Source organism: Acinetobacter sp. S54, assembly GCF_016624945.1.
Lineage (GTDB): Bacteria > Pseudomonadota > Gammaproteobacteria > Pseudomonadales > Moraxellaceae > Acinetobacter.
On the sequence record NZ_JACVUI010000001.1, the window covers coordinates 147,206 to 167,626 of the forward strand.

The 20,421-nt window shown below is 40.2% G+C and carries 19 protein-coding genes; 11 read left to right on the forward strand and 8 right to left on the reverse strand.

All coding sequences use genetic code 11. From position 1 onward, the window contains the following. Positions 1-83 precede the first annotated feature (83 nt). The 3 genes from IAE20_RS00695 to IAE20_RS00705 form a co-directional block, all read right to left on the reverse strand. Positions 84-302, reverse strand: a complete 219-nt coding sequence (locus IAE20_RS00695) for a helix-turn-helix transcriptional regulator (RefSeq protein ID WP_200482014.1) — start codon at positions 300-302, stop codon at positions 84-86. Further along, positions 299-676: a hypothetical protein gene (locus IAE20_RS00700; RefSeq protein WP_200482013.1), complete on the reverse strand. Its 378-nt coding sequence runs from the start codon at positions 674-676 to the stop codon at positions 299-301. Before IAE20_RS00700 ends, IAE20_RS00695 begins: the two co-directional genes overlap by 4 nt. Positions 677-892: 216 nt before the next feature. After that, positions 893-1,660 carry a putative porin gene (locus IAE20_RS00705; protein WP_200482012.1) on the reverse strand — a complete coding sequence of 256 codons (768 nt, stop codon included), beginning with the start codon at positions 1,658-1,660 and terminating at the stop codon, positions 893-895. Positions 1,661-2,125: 465 nt separating this feature from the next. On the opposite strand from IAE20_RS00705, the gene prfB reads away from it, so the two are divergent. From prfB to IAE20_RS00730, 5 genes are all read left to right on the forward strand, one after another. Beyond that, a protein-coding gene (prfB, locus tag IAE20_RS00710; RefSeq protein WP_200459033.1) for a peptide chain release factor 2 occupies positions 2,126-3,221 on the forward strand; the annotation gives its coding sequence in 2 pieces (ribosomal slippage) (positions 2,126-2,197 and positions 2,199-3,221; 1,095 coding nt in all). Between the two features lie 161 nt (positions 3,222-3,382). After that, the gene (locus tag IAE20_RS00715; RefSeq protein WP_200482011.1) at positions 3,383-3,682 is read left to right on the forward strand and encodes an ArsR/SmtB family transcription factor; all 300 of its coding nucleotides are present in this window, start codon (positions 3,383-3,385) and stop codon (positions 3,680-3,682) included. A gap of 24 nt (positions 3,683-3,706) precedes the next feature. Further along, entirely contained in the window at positions 3,707-4,777 is a 1,071-nt protein-coding gene (locus IAE20_RS00720) for an alkene reductase (protein WP_200482010.1), read from the forward strand. A 90-nt stretch (positions 4,778-4,867) separates the two neighbouring features. After that, positions 4,868-6,169, forward strand: coding sequence for a 3-deoxy-D-manno-octulosonic acid transferase (locus IAE20_RS00725; RefSeq protein WP_200482009.1), 1,302 nt, complete (start codon positions 4,868-4,870; stop codon positions 6,167-6,169). Beyond that, positions 6,166-6,873, forward strand: a complete 708-nt coding sequence (locus IAE20_RS00730; protein ID WP_200482008.1) for a 16S rRNA (uracil(1498)-N(3))-methyltransferase — start codon at positions 6,166-6,168, stop codon at positions 6,871-6,873. The genes IAE20_RS00725 and IAE20_RS00730 overlap by 4 nt, the downstream gene beginning before the upstream one ends. Here IAE20_RS00730 and IAE20_RS00735 read toward each other — a convergent pair. Then, the gene (locus tag IAE20_RS00735) at positions 6,850-7,845 is read right to left on the reverse strand and encodes a mechanosensitive ion channel family protein (RefSeq protein WP_200459038.1); all 996 of its coding nucleotides are present in this window, start codon (positions 7,843-7,845) and stop codon (positions 6,850-6,852) included. The two genes, IAE20_RS00730 and IAE20_RS00735, sit on opposite strands and share 24 nt — an antisense overlap. Before the next feature lie 85 nt (positions 7,846-7,930). Next, positions 7,931-8,515: a DUF805 domain-containing protein gene (locus tag IAE20_RS00740; protein WP_200482007.1), complete on the reverse strand. Its 585-nt coding sequence runs from the start codon at positions 8,513-8,515 to the stop codon at positions 7,931-7,933. Positions 8,516-8,820: 305 nt separating this feature from the next. On the opposite strand from IAE20_RS00740, the gene acs reads away from it, so the two are divergent. The 3 genes from acs (at position 8,821) to IAE20_RS00755 (ending at position 14,433) form a co-directional block, all read left to right on the forward strand. Continuing rightward, positions 8,821-10,764: an acetate--CoA ligase gene (gene acs / locus IAE20_RS00745; RefSeq protein ID WP_200482006.1), complete on the forward strand. Its 1,944-nt coding sequence runs from the start codon at positions 8,821-8,823 to the stop codon at positions 10,762-10,764. A 138-nt stretch (positions 10,765-10,902) separates the two neighbouring features. Continuing rightward, a complete protein-coding gene (locus IAE20_RS00750; RefSeq protein ID WP_200482005.1) occupies positions 10,903-12,081 on the forward strand; it encodes an acyl-CoA dehydrogenase family protein in 1,179 nt (392 codons plus the stop codon). A 111-nt stretch (positions 12,082-12,192) separates the two neighbouring features. Further along, positions 12,193-14,433, forward strand: coding sequence for a TonB-dependent siderophore receptor (locus IAE20_RS00755; protein ID WP_200482004.1), 2,241 nt, complete (start codon positions 12,193-12,195; stop codon positions 14,431-14,433). Between the two features lie 146 nt (positions 14,434-14,579). On the opposite strand, the gene sfnG is transcribed toward IAE20_RS00755, so the two are convergent. Both sfnG and msuE read right to left on the reverse strand, forming a co-directional pair. Beyond that, positions 14,580-15,689: a dimethylsulfone monooxygenase SfnG gene (gene sfnG / locus IAE20_RS00760; protein WP_200482003.1), complete on the reverse strand. Its 1,110-nt coding sequence runs from the start codon at positions 15,687-15,689 to the stop codon at positions 14,580-14,582. A gap of 31 nt (positions 15,690-15,720) precedes the next feature. Further along, the gene (msuE, locus tag IAE20_RS00765; protein WP_200482002.1) at positions 15,721-16,464 is read right to left on the reverse strand and encodes an FMN reductase; all 744 of its coding nucleotides are present in this window, start codon (positions 16,462-16,464) and stop codon (positions 15,721-15,723) included. A 369-nt stretch (positions 16,465-16,833) separates the two neighbouring features. Here msuE and IAE20_RS00770 point away from each other — a divergent pair, with 369 nt between their 5' ends. From IAE20_RS00770 to IAE20_RS00780, 3 genes are all read left to right on the forward strand, one after another. Then, on the forward strand, positions 16,834-17,484 hold the full coding sequence (locus IAE20_RS00770) for a response regulator (RefSeq protein WP_200459045.1): 651 nt from the start codon (positions 16,834-16,836) through the stop codon (positions 17,482-17,484). Between the two features lie 261 nt (positions 17,485-17,745). Then, positions 17,746-19,062 (forward strand): ammonium transporter, encoded by a 1,317-nt coding sequence (locus IAE20_RS00775; protein WP_200482001.1) that lies wholly within the window; start codon positions 17,746-17,748, stop codon positions 19,060-19,062. 77 nt (positions 19,063-19,139) lie between these two features. Then, on the forward strand, positions 19,140-19,496 hold the full coding sequence (locus IAE20_RS00780) for a hypothetical protein (RefSeq protein ID WP_200482000.1): 357 nt from the start codon (positions 19,140-19,142) through the stop codon (positions 19,494-19,496). Between the two features lie 93 nt (positions 19,497-19,589). Here IAE20_RS00780 and IAE20_RS00785 read toward each other — a convergent pair whose 3' ends face one another. Beyond that, positions 19,590-20,357 (reverse strand): hypothetical protein, encoded by a 768-nt coding sequence (locus IAE20_RS00785; protein ID WP_200481999.1) that lies wholly within the window; start codon positions 20,355-20,357, stop codon positions 19,590-19,592. Between the last annotated feature and the right edge of the window lie 64 nt (positions 20,358-20,421).

Sequence of the window (20,421 nt, forward strand, 5' to 3'; positions counted from 1 at the left end):
ATTTAGAAAACAACATAAAAGTAGGCTAAATAACGAACTTGCTTTTATTTTGCCCTTTTTATGTGAAATGAAAGCGTTCTTATTTATTCAATAGTGTGATCTGAGCTGTTTTCATCTTGCGGAAATATTTCCTCAATTGTTAATTTAAACTGTCTTGATAATTTGAATGCCAGAGACAGACTCGGGTCATAACGGCCTTTTTCAATGGCATTAATCGTTTGGCGAGACACACCCAGCAAAACAGCCAAATCATTTTGCGATAATCCTTGATTTTTGCGTAGTGTAGGAAGCTTATTTCTCATCGATTGTAATACCAAGTACCTATAATTGTACTCATTGACCAAAAGGTTCCCATGATAGGCCAGACAATAAACATGGTCAGTTTGGGAAATCCAATATTTTCCAAAAAGCCGTAGCTAAAAGTAAGGAATGCGGTGCCGAGGAAACTAATGGCGAGTGCTTGTAATTGAATTTTACGCTGTAATTCATCAAAACGAATAAATTGACGAATAATAACCCAGAACACCAGTATAACGGGAAGCACGGGAAGTAAAGAAACCAAGACTTTTAACGATTGATTTTCAATATGAGTAAGTGCTTTTAATGAAATAATCAAGATCACCACATAAAATGTAATGGCTAAAACTAATTCCAGAACAGCACGAGATTTATTCATTGGATACCTATGTAAAGTTTACTTTACATTAAGGATATTCGTAATTTATAAAAGTGTAAAGTTTTCTTTACATTTTGGAGGTGTAAACGTTTACTAAAATAAAAATTAAATAAAAGATGGGGGACAATAATGACTGAAATAAATAAGTTATATTCATTAAGTTTTAAAATAAAAAAATCGCTCGATTTGAGCGATTTTTTATAACTCATGTTTCGATTAGAAACGGTAAGCGGCACGTACACCATAAGTATTGTAGTTATCACCGAAACCGACACGGCCTTCAACGCTGACTTGTTGATTCAGGAATTTCTTGGCATTAATGCCCCATTCATCTTTATCTAAAGAGTCATTGTTGTAGTAATCCACACCAAGACTTAAGGTTTTATCTAGGTAGTAGTCACCACGTACGCTGAATTCATCAAGATCACCAAAACCGCCATAAGCTTCAAGGTTTACGTCATGTTGACCCATTTGAGTCACATATTTGGCGCGTAGTGTTGGATCAACACCATCATCACCCCCTTTTACGTCGTAGCCTTTAAGACCCAAAGCAACGAGTAAGCCAGGTACAGGTAAATAACCGACTTCAGCACCATACGTTGTTAATTTACGTTCAGCATTAATGTTGTCGTATTCAAGCTCATCACGTGCAACATTACCACTTAAATAGAAATCTGAATTTGGAACATAGTATTCAGCACCTATACCATAGTTGGTATCTTTAGTACCGCTGTTATCACCATATTTAACATGTGCATTTACATTGCTGGCACGATCAAGGAAGGCAGCTTCAGCAAGTGGTGAGTTACGAGTTTGGACTGGATTGAAATAATAAGTTCCATCTACGCCAAATTTTGTCACACTACTACTATCATCTGGATCTAGATAATCGAGTGAACCACCCACTTCTGCTTGATAAGCATGTGCTGTGCCTACAAATGCCAATGTCGACAATAAAGCAGATGCAATTGCTAATTTTTTCATGGAAAAATCTCCCCTCCAAAGTTTTTAAAATTAAATCTTTTGTTACAACTTCAGTCTAGTGGAAAAAAAGAGTGCGTCAATCTTGAGATAGTAACTGTACTGTAATATTGTAAGTCCTATGTAAAAAAATTGTATCAACTATTTGATTTTAAAATTATTTTACAAATGTTTTGTTTTATTAAAAGATACATTGTTTTGTGAGTATTGTATGGGGTTGCGCAAAAAAAGCGCATTTTTGTGAGTAAATATCTCTATTACACATCATGATAGAGATGATTTTATAGCAAAAAATTACCGTTTAATTTTAGTTAATATGAAAAGATTATTCAGACATTTTTAAGTTTATTTCTCCGTTATATGACGCGCTTTTATGCCGACTATAAACGGAATATTTTCAAATCATCCCTTAAAAAACACTTTATGCTAAAATAATGCGCTATTTATTTTTGATGTGAGCACAATCGCGTGGAAATTAATCCTTATCTAAACCAACTAAAAGATTTAACTGAACGTAGTCAAACGCTACGGGGGTATCTTTGACTACGATCTGAAAAAAGAACGGTTAGAAGAAGTCCTGCGTGAATTAGAAGATCCTGCGATCTGGAATGACCAGAGTCGTGCCCAAGCGATGGCTAAAGAAAAAGGCGAGCTTGAAAATGTAATTGGTGTTCTAGAGGGTTTGGCTGATCAGTTAGAAGATGCCAAAGCCATGCTAGACCTAGCTGTTGAAGCCGATGATGAAAGCTTATTGGTCGATGTTGAAAGTGAACTTGGTACGGCAGAAGAAGAACTGGCCAAGTTGGAATTCCGTCGTATGTTTAGTAATCCGATGGATCCAAATCCGTGCTATGTCGAGATTCAGGCTGGTTCTGGTGGTACTGAAGCACAAGATTGGGCATCCATGTTATTACGCATGTACATGCGTTGGATTGAACGTCATGGTTTCAAAGCTGAATTGATGGAAGAATCTGATGGTGACGTCGCGGGGATAAAATCTGCAACTATTCGGGTTGAAGGTGAATATGCCTATGGCTGGTTGCGTACCGAATCTGGTGTACACCGTTTAGTGCGTAAGTCCCCATTTGACAGTGGTAACCGCCGTCATACTTCGTTTAGTGCAGTGTTTGTTTCACCAGAAATTGATGACAATATCGAGATTGAAATCAATCCATCTGATGTACGTACTGATACTTATCGTGCTTCGGGTGCGGGCGGTCAGCATATTAACAAAACCGATTCGGCAGTACGTTTAACCCATACTCCAACGGGTATTGTAGTCGCGTGTCAAAACCAGCGCTCGCAACATGCCAACCGTGATCATGCATGGAAGCAGTTACGTGCCAAGCTCTATGAGCTGGAAATGAGCAAACGTAATGAAGCAGCACAAGCACTTGAAGACTCCAAATCCGATATTGGGTGGGGCAGTCAGATTCGCTCTTATGTTCTTGATGATTCACGTATTAAAGATCTAAGAACTGGGGTTGAAAACTCCAATACTGGCGCTGTGCTAGATGGTGATCTGGACAAGTTTATTGAGGCCAGTTTAAAACAAGGTCTCTAAGTTAAAAGTCAGTTGGCAAAGCTAACGTTACATCTCATTACGATATATCTATAAAAATAGATATTAATATTTAAAAAAATGAATATTAATATCGTAATTATTCGATATAATAGGTATAGATGCTGAACAATGCTTTGTCATTTAGCCCATGAGCAACGTTTATGGATGTAGATGCGATTTTTAAAGCCTTAGCCAATCCGACTCGTCGGCAAATTTTGCAATGGTTGAAGCAACCTGCCCAATATTTGTCGATGGAAGAGTGTGGCAATTTTGAGCGTGGTATCTGTGCGGGTCACATTGAACGTTTAGGTAATGTTTCCCAATCCACCATGTCTAATCATTTGTCTGTATTACAGCAGGCAGGTCTGATCAAGGTTGAAAAATATGGTCAATGGTCCTATTTTTCGCGTAATGAAGCATTGATTCAGCAATATCTCGATCATTTAAAACAAGCGCTATAATCAGTAGCGTGAGCCGAGGCAATTATGGCTGAATTGAATTCTCCACTGAAAATTGGCGATTTTGAAATTAAAAATCGTCTGGTGCTGGCTCCCTTAACGCGTGCGCGTAGTGGTGAAAGCCGTATTCCTAATCCACTTATGCAGGAATATTATGCGCAGCGTGCAAAAGCGGGTTTGATCCTGACTGAAGCGACGGTCATTGCTCCAAAAGCAGTGGGTTATGCAGAGACACCTGGGCTTTGGTCTGAGGAACAGGCGCAGGCATGGCATCCAATTGTTGAAGCTGTACATGCGCAAGGCTCCAAAATTGTGGTTCAACTTTGGCATGTTGGGCGTATTTCTGATCCAGAACTTCTGGATGGCGATACTCCTGTGGCGCCAAGTGCGATTCAACCTGCTGGACATGTAAGCTTATTACGACCAAAACGTCCTTTTGTTACGCCACGCGCTTTATCAATTGAAGAAATTCAGGAGATTGTTGCGCAATATAAACACGCGGCAGAGTTGGCGAAGGTCGCTGGTTTTGATGGGGTGGAATTACATGCTGCCAATGGTTATTTGATTGATCAATTTTTGCAAAGTACCACCAATCAGCGTGATGATGAATATGGCGGAACGCTAGAAAATCGGGCACGGTTATTGTTGCAAGTGGTGGATGCATTTATTGATGTTTGGGGTGCGGGACGTGTTGGAGTTCATATTGCACCAAGAGCAGATTCGCATGACATGGGCGATGCCAATCCACTTGAAACGTTTGGTTATGTGATGCAACAACTCAGTCAGCGCCATATTGCCTTTGTTTTTTCACGTGAATATCAAGCTGAAGACAGTATTAGTCCACAATTGCGTCAGCAATTTACAGGAGCTTGGATTGCCAATGAAAATCTTAGTCCTGAATCAGCCAAAGCGCTTTTAGCGAACAATGAAGCGGATGCGGTTTCTTTTGGTAAAGCCTATATCGCCAATCCAGATTTGTTGACTCGTCTGGAAACAGGTGCGCCATTAAATGAACTCAATCCTGAAACCATTTATGCCAAGGGTGCAGTCGGTTATACAGATTATCCTGTTCTAGCTGAGCATACACTTAAAGCATAAATAGCTAATTTTCTTTAGAGCGGTGTACTTTAACTAAAGTACGCCGCTCTGTTATATTCAGCCCTGTAAAATTAATTGAGATCAAAATATTTGGCGACTCCATTTTGGTATAACTTTTTATTGGCGTGTATCAAGCCGTTTTATCGCTGGAAGATTAAACAGCGCGCTGAAACAGACGCACTCTATCAACAGGAATGTCTGGAGCGTTTTGGGCCATTTCAGCCTGTTAAAAATCGTTATGCCTTATGGTTCCACGCGGTTTCAGTGGGGGAAACCAATGCAGCGCAACCTCTTATTGAACATTATCTTAAGATGGGTTATCCAGTTCTGGTGACAAATACCACCAAAACAGGGCAAGCGCGCGCCAAATCATTATTTCTCAAACCGTCTTATCTCGACTTATTTCAGGCAGTGTATTTACCTGTCGATCAAATTAATTTACTCCAGCAGTTTTTTTCAAACTATCAGCCACGTTTTTTAGCGTTGGTCGAAACAGAATTATGGCCAAATTTGATTGATCAAGCTCGGCAGCAACAGATCGCTGTCATGTTACTTAATGCCAGACTTTCGGAAAAGTCAGCTAAAGGCTATGCTAAGGTTGCAGGTTTAACCCGTGCTATGCTGAGTAAAATGGATCGTTTACTGGCTCAGGATGTGTCCACTCAACAGCGTTATATTGAGCTGGGCGTGGCTGCACAAAAAACAGAAGTAGTTGGAAATATCAAGTTTGATATTTCAGCGCCGCCGCATTTTTTGGAACAAGCCGCACAGCTTAAACAACAATGGCAATTAGCCGAACGTCAAATTATTACGTTGGCGAGTACCCATGCTCCAGAAGAACAATTATTACTTGAGACACTGTTAGAAGATTTACAAAATAATCCTGCTTTATTGTGCATTCTTGTTCCGCGTCATCCTGAGCGTTTTGATGAAGTGTTTCAGTTATGTCAGAAATTAAATTTAAATACCCAGCGGCGTAGTTTAGGCCAACAAGTTCAGCCCGATACTCAAGTTTATCTGGCAGATAGTATGGGAGAATTATGGCTTTGGTATGCATTAAGTCAGGTTTGTTTTGTTGGCGGTTCGCTCAATGAACCGGGCGGCGGACACAATATTCTAGAGCCGATGGCGCTTCATGTTCCAACAGTAATTGGTCCGCAGTATTTTAATTTTCAAAACATTGTTGATGAGTGTGTAGCGGAACAAGCGATTAACATTGCGCCAGATGCATCAAGTGTAGTACTTGCACTTCGACATTATTTATATGACCAAGATGCTGCAAAGAATATGACAACTCATGCACAACAAGTGTTAGCGCATAATCAGGGTTCATTGCAACGTCATATTGCTGTGATTGACCAGTATTTAGATCAGCGGACGGCAAATGAATGAATATTGTGTTATTGCAACCTGAAGATGGTCAGGATGCATCCTGGATTATTCAGCAGCCCAGACAATATCAACATATTATTCAACATTTAAAACTCAATATTGGTGATCAACTCAAAATTGGAATTCGTAATCAGGCGCGCTATTTGGCAGAAATTAAAAAAATTGATGCAGAAAAAATCTGGGTTCAGCCTGTTCAGGAAGAAACGATTCCCGCTAAATTACCAGTGACTTTGGTGGTTGCTTTGCCCAGACCCAAAGTTTTACGCCGTTTAGTCATGGATAGTGTGACATTGGGTGTGGACAAGTTGATACTTATCCACAGTTATCGTGTGGATAAAAGTTATTGGCAGACGCCTTTTTTACAACAACTGGATCATTATGTGACGTTAGGACTGGAACAAGCGGGTGATGTCCATGCACCAGAAATTCAATTATACCAACGCTTTAAGCCGTTTGTAGAAGATATTTTGCCGCAAATGATACAGATAGATAGGCCTGCCTATCTGGCACATCCTTATGCGGAAATTGCCATGCCCCAGACAATTGATCATGCTTGCACTATCATTATTGGGCCAGAAGGGGGATTTATTCCCTATGAGGTGGATTTAATGAAAAATAACGGTTGTCAGGTTTATCATCTGGGCAACCGTATTTTAAGGACTGAAACAGCAGTGTCCTATTTATTGGGGCGCTTGTTTGCTTGAATCTGGAGTAGAAGGGGTACTTACGAGATCGGGGGGAGTGTTTTGGTGAACTTTCAGCTCTTGAATTGGATAAGGAATATTAATACCTTGAGCATTAAAGGCCTGTTTTACTTCAGCCTGAACTTCACTGACCGACGCAGCAATATTGGTTTCAGTGGTATCAATCCACCAGCGCACAGTTAAATTCACTGAAAAGTCGGCCAGTGCTGTAACATTGACACTAAAAGCAGGTTGACTCAAAACATTACGATTATTATTTAGAATATTCATAATAATATCTTTGGCTTTTTGTTCATCATCTTCATAACCAATGCCCACCACAAATTCGCAACGACGGCGCTGATAAGCAGTATTGACGGTAATCGCACTGGTATAAACGGTAGCATTGGGAATCACTAAACGACGGCCATCGGGCGAACGTAGAAAGGTTGCACGAATTTGAATATCTTCAACGGTTCCTTCCATATTATTGACAATAATGTCATCGCCAATACGAAAAGGTTCGCCTAATAAAATCAGGACACCCGATAGTAAATTTTGGAAAATATCCTTAAAAGCAAAACCAATTGCCACCGAGCCAATTCCCAATGCACTGACTAACTGACTTGGGGTAAAACCAGGAATGGCAATGACCAATGCAATCAGAAAGCCAAAAAACAAGATCAGAACACTGCCGACTCGATTGAGTACCAATACTAGATTTTGTCGAGTATAACTACGATTGGTCAGGGTTTTAGCAATGAAAAATTTAAATAGTTTAGTGAGTAGCCAAAAAAATAAAAATACCGCAAGTGCAATACATAAATAAGGTACACGCTCCCAAAAACCATCAACGATTTTATCTATTGCGGTATAGGCGTCATGGTATTTTTCAGTATGTTGAATTACTGATTTTGTGGTTTTTTCACCCGCCTGCTGAATCAGTTGAGCTGTATCAGTTGCAACATCACTCAGTTTATTATCTTCTGCCACATTGAGTTCCAAAATATCAGCATTCAAAAACAAGGCGCTAGTGTATTACGATCACTTATAAGCCTCAACTGCGTTCCAGCTAAGTTTAGAAATAGCTTGTGCCTTTTTGTACGATCTGTGTAGGGCTTTGCAATTCGCCAGTACTGGACATAAATGAAATCAGGCTAGCAATAGAAAATAGACTTAAAATCATCACAATAATCATAAGCCAAGCAAGTATTTTTTCCCAGACTGCCGAGCTACGAGGTGCGCCATAATCATTAAAGCCTTTGCTACCCGGAGCAAAAATCACATAAAGCATAAACAGGAATTGTACGATTGGTATTAGTAATAATAAACATAACCAGCCACTGCGATTAGCGTCATGTAAACGGCGCACTAAAAAAACAATATGAAAATACGCTACGACTACCCATAAGATCACCACACCGACCCCCATTGCACCACTAAATAGATCTATGACCCGATCATTAATGGAAAAGGTATTAAGGCTAAACACTCCAACAAATACGCCCAAAGCTAGATAAACAATGACAGTCACGATATTTAAAAAACCGTACCAGCCTAAATAACTGAGGCGATTAAAACGGCCATTGGGGGAAAGTGGATTATCTTTTACTTCAATACTATTTCTTGAGAAGAAAGGAGAATTAGGAGTTGGCTGTGTCATATTTTCCTCATTTATTTTGAATGTTTATATCAGGATGAAATGTTACAGTTTTTAAAAATTGATGAGGCGGTATTTTGAAATCTTCATTAAAAAAAGTATAGCTAAGTACACAAAAAATCAATAATTTTGTTAGAAAAGATAATGTCTGAAATAAAAATTTAGGCTATGTTGGACTAAGACCAAAGCATTATTGTGTGCACTTTTAAGCTGTGTTCATACTGCTTAAAGGTAAAGAAAAATCAATAAGTAAATGACCAGTGACAAAGTCTCGAGATGAGATATCAAATATCAAGGAAGGGAACAGCATGAATGAAATCTATCCAGTACCCGAAGAATTCAAAAAAACAGCGCGGACGCTTGAAGCGGATTATTTTGAGCGTTATCAGAAATCGATTGAACAACCTGAGGAGTTCTGGGCAGCGGAAGCGAAACGACTGGACTGGATGAAACCCTTTACTCAGGTTAAAAATACCAATTATGAGGCAGAAAACTTTAAGATCGAATGGTTCGCCGATGGTGAATTAAATGTTTGTGCTAACTGTTTGGATCGACACCTGAAAGAACACCCACACAAACCTGCGATTATTTGGGAAGGTGACCACCCATCACGCCATAAAATTATTTCATTTAAAGAGTTATACGACGAGGTTTGCCGATTTGCCAATGTCTTAAAAAAATACGGTGTAACTAAGGGCGATCGTGTGGTGTTGTACATGCCAATGGTCTCCGAGGCTGCAATTGCGATGTTAGCCTGTGCCAGAATTGGCGCGGTACATTGTGTGGTTTTTGGGGGATTTTCTCCCGATTCACTGGCCAGTCGTATTGAAGATAGTCAGGCAAAACTGGTCATTACCGCTGATGCAGGAATGCGTGGTGGCAAACAGCTACCACTCAAGGAAAGTGTCGATGAAGCGCTGAAACTTGATGGAACCAGCAGTGTAGAGCATGTCATCGTGGTACATCGTACAGGTAATCCAATTCATTTCGAAAAAGGACGAGATCTTTGGTATCACGAGGTGATTACTGAGGTCAATGAGATCTGTCCACCTGAACCAATGAAAGCTGAGGATCCTCTTTTTATACTTTACACATCTGGTTCAACCGGAAAGCCGAAAGGAGTGTTGCATACCACAGGTGGCTATCTGGTCTATGTGAATTCGACGTTTAGAGAGGTCTTTGATTTAAAACAGGACGATATTTATTGGTGTACTGCGGATGTTGGCTGGATTACTGGACATAGTTATTTGATTTACGGACCATTATCCAATGGCACCACTACGTTAATGTTTGAGGGCGTTCCACAATACCCAACATGGGCTCGGATTGGACATATTGTCGATAAACATAATGTCACTATTTTATATACGGCTCCAACAGCTATTCGTTCCATGATGCGTGAAGGTGATGCCTATGTACGTGAAAGCGATCGCAGCAGTTTACGTCTTTTAGGTACTGTTGGAGAACCGATTAATCCTGAAGCTTGGTCATGGTACTACAATGTAGTGGGAGAAGCTCGTTGCCCTGTAGTAGACACATGGTGGCAAACCGAAACAGGTGGTATTTTGATTGCTCCATTACCCGGAGCGACGGCATTAAAACCAGGTTCAGCGACGTGGCCTTATTTTGGGGTACAGCCTGCACTGGTAGATGGTGAGGGCAATGAACTTGAAGGTGAAGCTGAGGGTAATTTGGTGATCAAGGATTCATGGCCGGGTCAGATGCGAACTATTTGGGGAGATCCTCAGCGCTTCATTGACGCTTATTTCTCTACATTTCCGGGTCGCTACTTTACTGGTGACGGTGCGCGCCGTGATAAAGATGGTTATTACTGGATTACTGGGCGTGTCGATGATGTGCTAAACGTATCTGGACATCGTTTGGGAACTGCTGAAATTGAAAGTGCGTTAGTGGCCCATGAACATGTTGCTGAAGCCGCCGTTGTGGGAATGCCACATGAAATTAAGGGGCAAGGTATTTGTACCTTTGTGACCTTACAGGCAGGCATATCTGAATCTGAAGAATTGCGAGCAGAATTAGTACAATGGGTCCGCAAACAGTTGGGGCCGATAGCAACCCCTGATGCTTTACACTGGGCACCAGCTTTGCCTAAAACCCGTTCAGGGAAAATTATGCGTCGTATTTTACGTAAGATCGCAGCAAATGAACTCGATAGTTTGGGTGATACGTCGACCTTGGCCGAACCCGCAGTGGTTGAACATTTGATTGCAACGGTCTATCCAGATCGTTAAAATTAACTGATGAAAATACCGTCGACAAGGCGGTATTTTTATTTTAATGCTGAGTATTTTAAAGATTGTGATAAAGCATCGAGCTTAATTTTGTTAGGCTACCTATTTGATTTAAAAAATAAAGCAAGGATGAAAAACATGAATGCCGCTGATTTCTCACTTAATACTGATCCAGTTGAAATTGCTCAGCTATTGGCGTCAGAATTTTCAAAAACGGCAGCAGTTCGTGATAAACAGGGGGGCAACCCTAAAACAGAGCGCGATCAACTTCGTGCCAGCGGGCTATTGAGTTTGTCTATTCCTAAACAATATGGAGGAGTCGAGGCAGACTGGGCGACGATTTTTAAGACTATTCAAATTATTGCACAGGCTGATAGTTCACTGGCACATGTTTACGGATTTCATCATTTACTTATTGCTACGGTGCAATTATTTTCCAAACCTGACCAATATGCCCAATGGTTTGAGCAAACAACGCAACAACAATTATTTTGGGGGAATGCGCTAAATCCATTGGATCAGCGCGTTCAAGTTGAACAATTAAGTGAAGACGAATACCTCTTTCATGGAGATAAAAGCTTTTGTTCGGGGTCTATGGATTCAGATATTTTACTTTGTTCAGGTTATTTGAACGATAAATTATTAATTGGTGTAATTCCAAGTCAACGCGAAGGTCTCCATTTTCGAGGTGACTGGAATAATATGGGACAACGCCAAACCGATAGTGGTACGACCCATTTTGAACAGGTTAAAATTTTAAAAGATGAATTATTACTTCATCCAGGGCCATTAAGTACGCCTTTTGCCAGTTTAAGACCATTGATCGCCCAGTTGATATTTGTGCATTTATTTTTGGGAGTGGCAGAGGGCGCTTTTGAAACGGCGAGACAAGCAGTTCAGCATCAAAAAGCATGGTTTAAAGCACCAGTTGAGACCGCTATACAGGATCCGTACATTCAAAAACATTTTGCCGAATTTTATGTTCAGCTTGAAAGTGTTCGGTTGTTGTCGGAAAAAGCAATTAAGCACTTACAACAAGCATGGCAGCAGGGTGAACAATTGACTGCCCAACAACGTGGCGAAGTATCCATTGCAATAGCCACAGCAAAAATAGCAGCAACCCAAACAAGTCTTTTCATTAGCCAAAACATTTTTCAGGTAATGGGTGCACGTGCCACGACTGCTCAACTAAATTTGGATCGGTTTTGGCGAAATGTACGTACTCAGACTTTACACGACCCGATCGATTATAAATATCAGGAAGTCGGGGAGTGGGTGTTAACTGAGAAAGTACCTGAACCAAGTTTTTATTCTTAATTTTCTGAGGAGTTACATAGTAAATTAGTGGAAATATGGAGGGATTGTTGTTTTTATGTTTGTATTGAATGATAATTATTATTGTTAATATTAATATTCAATTGACTTAAAATGCCTTCCTTCGTTCAAACCCCTTTATCACTTGCTATATTTTCACTTCTTCTTTCAAGTATTTCCCCTATAGCGGTTGCAAAAGAAGAATCTTCAGATCAAGAAACTGCTGTACTTCCTTCCATCGTTTTACATGCAGATGAACAAGGGGATAAAACTGAGGGCACTGGAAGTTATAAAGCCAAAACTTCGAAAGGATCTGCTAAATTAACTTTGAGTATTCAGGAAACGCCTCAGTCTGTCAGTGTGATTACACGTGAGCAGATTGAACAAAGAAATTTAAATATTATTGATGATGTTTTAATGGCGACGCCAGGGGTCACGGTAACAAAGCTTGATAGTGAACGGTCTGCATACTATAGCCGTGGTTATTCAATTACCAATCGTCAAATTGATGGGATGCCCATTGGTGATAATAGCCCACGCACAGATAGCTTCTTTTTTGATCGAATTGAGGTTGTAAAAGGTGCAACAGGATTAACGGGTTCTACTGGGAATCCTTCAGCTACCATCAATATGATCCGTAAGCGTCCTAGCAAAGAATTATCAGGATATGCTTCTACCTCATTTAGCCGTTGGGATACGATTCGTAATGAAGAGGATGTTTCTGTACCACTGACACAAGATGGACGTGTACGCAGTCGTGTTATGGCGATGCATGAGCAGGGTGACTCCTATATGGATTATTATTCATTAGAGTCCACAGCAGCAATGGCGATGGTAGAGGCTGATTTTTCAGATCAACTAACAGGAAGCATTGGGTTTCAGTATCAGGATAATCAACCTAAAGGTTCCACTTGGGGTACTGTGCCTTATTGGAATGCAGATGGCAGTTTAGCCAACTTACCACGCAATTTTAGTTTGGCGAATCGCTGGAATACGATTAGTCAGAATGATCGTACTGCGTTTGCCGACTTAAGTTATAAATTTGCAAATGACTGGCTGGTTAAAGCCGCAGCTTCTTATTCTTATTCAAAAAATTTCTGGTTGATGTCTTATGGTGGAAATGGTTTCCCAAAACCTGATGGTACAGGCATAGGGCTGTGGTCAGCAGTTTATCCGACACAAGAATCCAAAAAAACAAATTTAGAATTATATGCTACAGGACCGTTTAAATTATTTAATCGAGAACATGAATTAATTCTGGGAGCAAATGGTTATCAGCGTTCCGATGATATTCCAACAGGTGCTCTTTATGGCAATATCGGTGACCAAGTGACCTGTACAGGAAAGAATGAAACAATCCCTAATAATATTGCTGGATCATGTTTGATTAATAACTGGCAAAGCTGGAATGGTAATGCCACAGCTAAGCCAAATTATACCGTAACACCTGCAAGTAAAGATGCGAAACAACAGAATTATGGTGTTTACAGTACGGTGCGTTTAAGCATTACCGATCCCCTTAAACTGATTGTGGGTGGACGATATAGTGAATACAAAGCAACGAATGGAAGCAAAAGTGATGTAAAAGCAGATGCTTTTACCCCCTATGTCGGACTTACTTATGACATTACGCCTTTAGTGACAGCCTACGCGAGTTATACCGATATTTTTAGTCCAAGTACCAACAAAGATCGGAACAATAGATTTCTTGATCCAGAAACAGGAAAAGCCTATGAAATTGGGGTTAAGACTAATTTGCTGAATGAACAATTATTGGCGACTGCTGCCATATTCCGCTCCGAAAAAGAGAACGTAGCAGTTCGTGATCTGGAGGCGATTAATCAAGGAATTAAAACAGATGATGGTGCCGATCCAATGATGGCATCAGGTGATGGATATAAGGTTGAAGGCTTTGAACTAGAAGCTATTGGCCAAATTACCAAAGGCTGGAATATTAGTGCGGGTTATACATATGTGAATAGTCTGAGCTCTCCACAAGTGAGTGCTTTAACCAACGTGCCGCAAAATCTGGTTAAAGTGTATACTAATCTGAGATTACCTGAAACATGGTGGGATGGTGCAGAAAAACTCAATGTGGGATTCGGTGTAAATTGGCAAAGCGAAGTGAAACGTAAATGGGGGGGCGCACCTAGTAATACCGATGGCTTTATTCGTCAAGACGCCTATTTTCTAGCCAGTGCCAATATCGGTTATGATTTTAGTAAAAACTTAAGTGCCAACTTACAATTTAATAATTTATTTGATGAAAAGTATTATCAGGAAATTGGATTTTATAACGGTGTTTATTGGGGAGAGCCACGCAACGTCACTTTAACGCTAAGAGCAAAATTCTAAGTTAAAATAAAATTAATTGGATTTAACCTACTTTCAATTCAATGAATTAAGCGAGTCAAAATAAAAAGCCCCAAGCCGAGTCTTGGGGCCAATCTTTTTTATATTACGGCGTCTTGCTTGTTTTTATATTATTAATTTAGTGTTGATTAAGCAGATTTAGCAGAGGGTTGTAAGGATTGTTGCTGTTCTAGCTCGCGAACTAAAGGCAGAACTTTTTCCCCAAAATATTCTACTTCTTCAATGAAATGCAGAAAACCTGAAAGAATCAAATCAACACCTACATTTTTTAGAGCCACGATGCGCTCAGCAATTTGTTGGGGAGTTCCGATTAAATTAGTTTTAAAGCCATCGTTATATTGCACCAAATCTTCAAAAGTTGATTTTGCCCAATTGCCTTCACCTTCAGGACTGGCTGCGCCTGCCTGACGGGTTGCATCATCAAAAGCATTAACTGCTTCGATGTTGGCCTGATCAATAATTTCCTGTAACACAGCTTTGGCTTCTTCTTCAGTATCACGGGCGATGATAAACGCATTGACTCCAATTTTAACCTGATGATGATTCGCTTTGGCTTTGGTTCGAATATCATCAATTTGCTTTTGAATTTCCTCTACGGTATTACCATTGGTGAAATACCAATCAGAAACCCGTGAAGCCATATCCCGTGCTGCACGTGAACTACCCCCCTGAAATATTTCAATATGCGGCTTTTGTAGAGGTTTAGGCTTTAAAGTATAATCTTTAAATTGATAGTATTTCCCCTCAAAATTAAATTGATCTGTAGTCCAGATGCCCTTAATGCTACGAATAAACTCTTCAGAACGGGCATAACGTTCGTCATGTTCAGGCCATTCCTCTCCAATCGCATCAAACTCGCCTCTAAACCAACCACTAACAACATTAATGGCAATACGTCCCTGGGTAAGATAATCAATAGTCGCCAACTGCTTAGCCGCGAGTACAGGTTTCCACGGTCCAGGTAAAATCGCGGCAATTACTTTGAGCTTTTCAGTTTTGGCTAAAAGGGCATGACTAAAACTCACCGACTCATGTTGATTTTCTGCGCCATAACCTGCTGTAAAGCGGATCTGAGTTAGCGCATAATCGAAGCCATTGGCTTCGGCGGCCTGCGCCAAACGTACGTTATAGTCGTAGCTCCAGTCCGTACGCTGTTCAATATTACTCACCACAAGTCCACCACTAACATTGGGAACCCAGTAGGCAAACTGAATCGGCTGAGAGGAAAATTGTGTCATCGTCAAACCCTCTAAATGTGTTTTATTCGTCTTAAGCGACGTTGGTTTTTAAACTTTTATTAATTTTATGATGCAAGCGTGATTCGGCTGCATCCAGATTTGGAACCGCCGCAGAAGGCAGAACTTCATCTTGTTCAATTTGTTTGTTAATACCTAAATTCTGATTGGCCTGTTCTGTTTTGGATTTAATCACTTCCGCGCGCTGACCTTTGGCAGGTGCCCATTCCAGAATAGGTAAGGCACGGGCGACTGCTAGGGTGATGCGATCGCGTAATAATTCACTCTTAATGGTATATTCAGGTGTGAAGTCGCGATCTGTGGCATATACACCGATTGGTAACGTTTGTGCCTGAAAAAAGCTGAACAATGGACGCAACTGATGCTCTAATACGAGCGCATGACGATCACTACCACCTGATGCTGCTAAAAGCACAGGTACATCTACCAAAGCAGTTTGTTCAACAAAATCAAAAAAATGTTTAAATAACCCTGTAAATGAAGCACGATAAACGGGTGTTCCGACTATGAGCGCATCTGCCGCTTCAACTTTGGCCAAATCATCCTGAACACGTTGTGGTAATTGATTGCGATAAATTGCTCCCCCTAACAAATGTCCAATTTCACTAAATTTAATAAAATGTATATTGATTGGGGTTGCTTCACCCAGTTCATTTAAAATTTTTTGAACCAGTGCTTCTGTTTTAGAGGGAGTATTTAAACCACCAGAAACTGCAACAATATTTAAAGGATTTAATGAACCATTTGAACTAGACATGAATAAACTCGATAACCTCAATAAAACTGTCTTTATTAATTCCTATTGAGCGGTCTAGGTAAAATAAGGAAATTACCAAAACTTATCTTTTTTAAAGATATATCGACAATGTGTTTATAGATTTTATTTTTTTAAATTTAACTATTTGAATATTATGAATATAATATAAAATCATATATTTATCTAATTTTAAAACTGGATTATATAAAAAACTGCTGAACTTTTTCCTGAACTTAAAATTGGAAAAAATTGACCAAAATTACGTGCCAATACGACATTTAGGCGAAAAATTGGGTAATATGGCATATCCTTAATAGCCAGAGTGTGGTTAGAATAAACTGACCGTGCCAAAGATTTCTCATTTCGCTTATGAATATATTAATCGTTGATGATCATCCGCTATTTCGTCATGCTCTCATTCAAGCTGTACGATATAGTTTTCCGCAAGCACAGATTCATGAGACTGCTGCCGTCAATGAATTTTATGAGCGTTTGGAAAGTGGCGCTGAACCTGATTTAGTGTTACTGGATTTAAACCTGCCAGGAGCATCTGGCTTTTCAGCTTTGGTACATGTGCGGGCGCAGTATCCTTCCATTCCGATTATTGTTGTTTCTGCGCATGAAGAAGCCTCTATCATTCAACGAGCCATTGCACACGGCGCGATGGGTTACATTCCAAAATCTGCGCATCCAAGTCATATTGGTGAAGCGATTCGTCAGGTACTAGAAGGTGAAATTTGGTTACCGCCAAATTTGCCGAATAATGTAAGTTTTGATCCACGGGCTGCCGACGAAACTGAACTGGCTGAACGTATTCAATCGCTGACACCGCAACAGTTTCGTGTCTTAATGATGGTGGCTGAAGGCTTGTTAAATAAACAAATCGCGTATGAGTTGGATGTTTCAGAAGCGACTATTAAAGCCCATGTTACCGCAATTTTCAGAAAGTTAGGTGTACAAAACCGTACACAAGCAGTTCTTGCGATTAATGCATTAAATATTGAAGAAAAGCGAAAATAAAATAGACAAAAGATATTTATTTTCATGATTAGGATCTCCAGCGAGATCCTTTTTTGTGCTTGGAAAATACAGAGATGATCGTTTAGTCATGTACTTGCAATAATGATAAATGCATCACACTTATTAATATTAAATTAAGTAATTCAATTAAAAAAGAAAATAAAAAGAAGTCGTTGGCGCGTTTTTTGCTAAATCCATCTTAGTCATCATTTAAATAGTAATTACAAAAGGGGCGGGCACGAGAGGCCTGGGGGGATGCGTGTGAAGAATAATCAATTGAAATATGCAATGATTGCAATACTGGGGATGATTATATCCACCCAGCGAGTTTGGGCAGAAACTGCACCATATATGACCGACATGAGTACAATTAGCGCAGGAAATACAGCATGGATGCTCACCTCAACTGCGCTAGTATTGTTGATGACCATTCCAGGAATTGCCTTATTTTATGCAGGAATGGTACGTAAAAAGAACGTATTGGCGACTTCCTTGCAAAGTTTAATCATCGTGTGCATTTCTACTATTTTATGGGTGGTAATTGGTTATAGTCTGGCTTTTACACCTAACTCACCGTTTATTGGTGGACTCGATCGCGTCATGTTAAATGGCGTTGATTTTAATGTATTACAACAAAAGCTTTCTGTAAGTCATATTGCTCCTAGTATTCCAGAGAGTGTCTGGGTCATGTTTCAGCTGACCTTTGCCATTATTACCCCTGCTTTAATTACAGGGGCATTTGCTGAGCGGATGCGTTTTTCAGCCATGTTGCTGTTTATGGTGTTTTGGATTTTATTGGTATACGTTCCTGTCGCACATTGGGTGTGGGAGCCAGGTGGTTGGTTGGCTCAATTAGGTGCGCTGGACTTTGCAGGTGGTACCGTCGTGCATATTAATGCGGGGGCCGCGGGATTGGTTTGTGCCTATATGTTAGGTAAGCGTCGTGGTTATGGTCGTGAACCGTTTATTCCAAATAATCTGATGTATACCTTTATTGGAGCATCCTTGCTGTGGATTGGCTGGTTTGGTTTTAATGCCGGTTCAGCAGGTGCCGCCGATGGTCGTGCAGGTATGGCGATGCTGGTTACTCAGATTGCAACAGCCGCAGGGGCATTAACATGGTGTCTGGTTGAATATTTAGCCCGCCAAAAAGTAACTTTATTAGGTGCTTGTTCAGGAGCAGTCGCAGGTTTGGTTGCTATTACGCCCGCTTCTGGTTTTGTCGGAGTGAGCGGTGCATTGATGATTGGTTTATTGGCTGGAGTTTGCTGTTATTGGGGTGCAACGGGCTTGAAGCGATTGCTCAAAGCAGATGACTCACTAGATGTATTTGGAATTCATGGTGTGGGTGGGATCGTTGGGGCAATTCTAACCGGTGTATTTGCTCAAAAAACCTTATCAGGTGCTGAAGCGAGTGTCATGACTCAAACGATTGGTGCCGTAGTCACCTTTATTTATAGTGCATTTATTTCATTTGTAATTTTATTCATTCTCGACAAAATCGTCGGTCTCAGAGTGAATGAAGAACAAGAACAACTTGGATTGGATCTGGCTCAACATGGAGAACACATTCCTTAAAAGAGAATGCGGGCCATACAAATGTCCTGTGAAAAAAACCACAGGCATTGTTGTTTAAATCAATCAGGAGTTTGGACATGAAAACCATTTATACAGATGATCCATTAGTCAATAATGAATTATTTACCTTAGCAACACAGCTTTATGTGCGTTTACGCCGTGAAACTGGGAGAGTGGTTGATGCCGTTTATATGGCACAAAATGATGCCTATGCACATGAAATTATGCATCTGGCTGCATCGGTTGATGATCGTGAACTAAAAAATCTGGCAGAAAAATTAAACAAGATTTTAAATGGTGCTGCTACCCAAGCTTTAACAAAGAGTCTGAATAACGAAACTAAGACTTCTGGGTTAAGAAGCAGCAGTGCGGAATTACAGGCCGAACTGCAACAAGAGGAAGTACCACATCATTATATTGGTGCATTACGTTAAGATAGGTCTGTACGAGTATAACGATGAAAACACACGTGCAGATATATAACACGATCTAAACCAGCCGTTGAGAACTGGTTTAGATCTTTACACTTATGCAAGACAATCTTGTTTCAGAGTAACACTGTCACAGTACAAAGGATTAAGTGCGCATTGTAAATCATCAATTTGCTCCTGAGTCACATAGCCTTTTTGTTTTAAATAATCGGCGACACGGTCATCACGCAAACTCAAAAATGCCGCATCATAAACGCTCAAATCAACAAATAGCGCGGCTGTTTCCAAACTATTAAAACGGTCAAGAAAAATATCATCACCGTACATTAAAAAGATGTGATCTAGGTCAGCACTCGCTTCTACATCTAAACGTTGTGCTAACTGCTGTGGTGGAGTTTTAATGAACAGTAAGTCAGAGAGTTCATCGAATTGGGTGGTATCGAGTACATCCGCATTATTTTTTACACGACCTAACCATGCCTTAAATACCAAAACGGCTCCACCCCGCAGAAGCATGCTCCAAATTTGATGACGTGTGGCATGATCAAGAGTGGCCGTTTCAGTCTCAAGTATCTCAAGCAGCTTATTTTCCTGTTGGGCCAACTTGTCAAATAAACCTAAACCATGTGGATGATAAGCAGCGGGTGCAAATACATCAAAATGAAGCTCATTGAAGACATTTAATGCCAAGGGTACAGCACTACGATAAATGGTGTCTAAGGCTTGTACATGAGTTGGATTCAATTTGCTATGGTTAAATAAATTTTGCCAGTCAATGTCAGGGAGGATGGCATTGGCACTATATTCACGATAAAACTGAAGTGATTTATGTTGACCGTGAGGAACAGCCTCTGAAATGTTCATGATCGTTATCCTTTAAAAATAATTCTGTCAATTTCCATTGTGTTTGGGTCAGCCAAAATAGTGA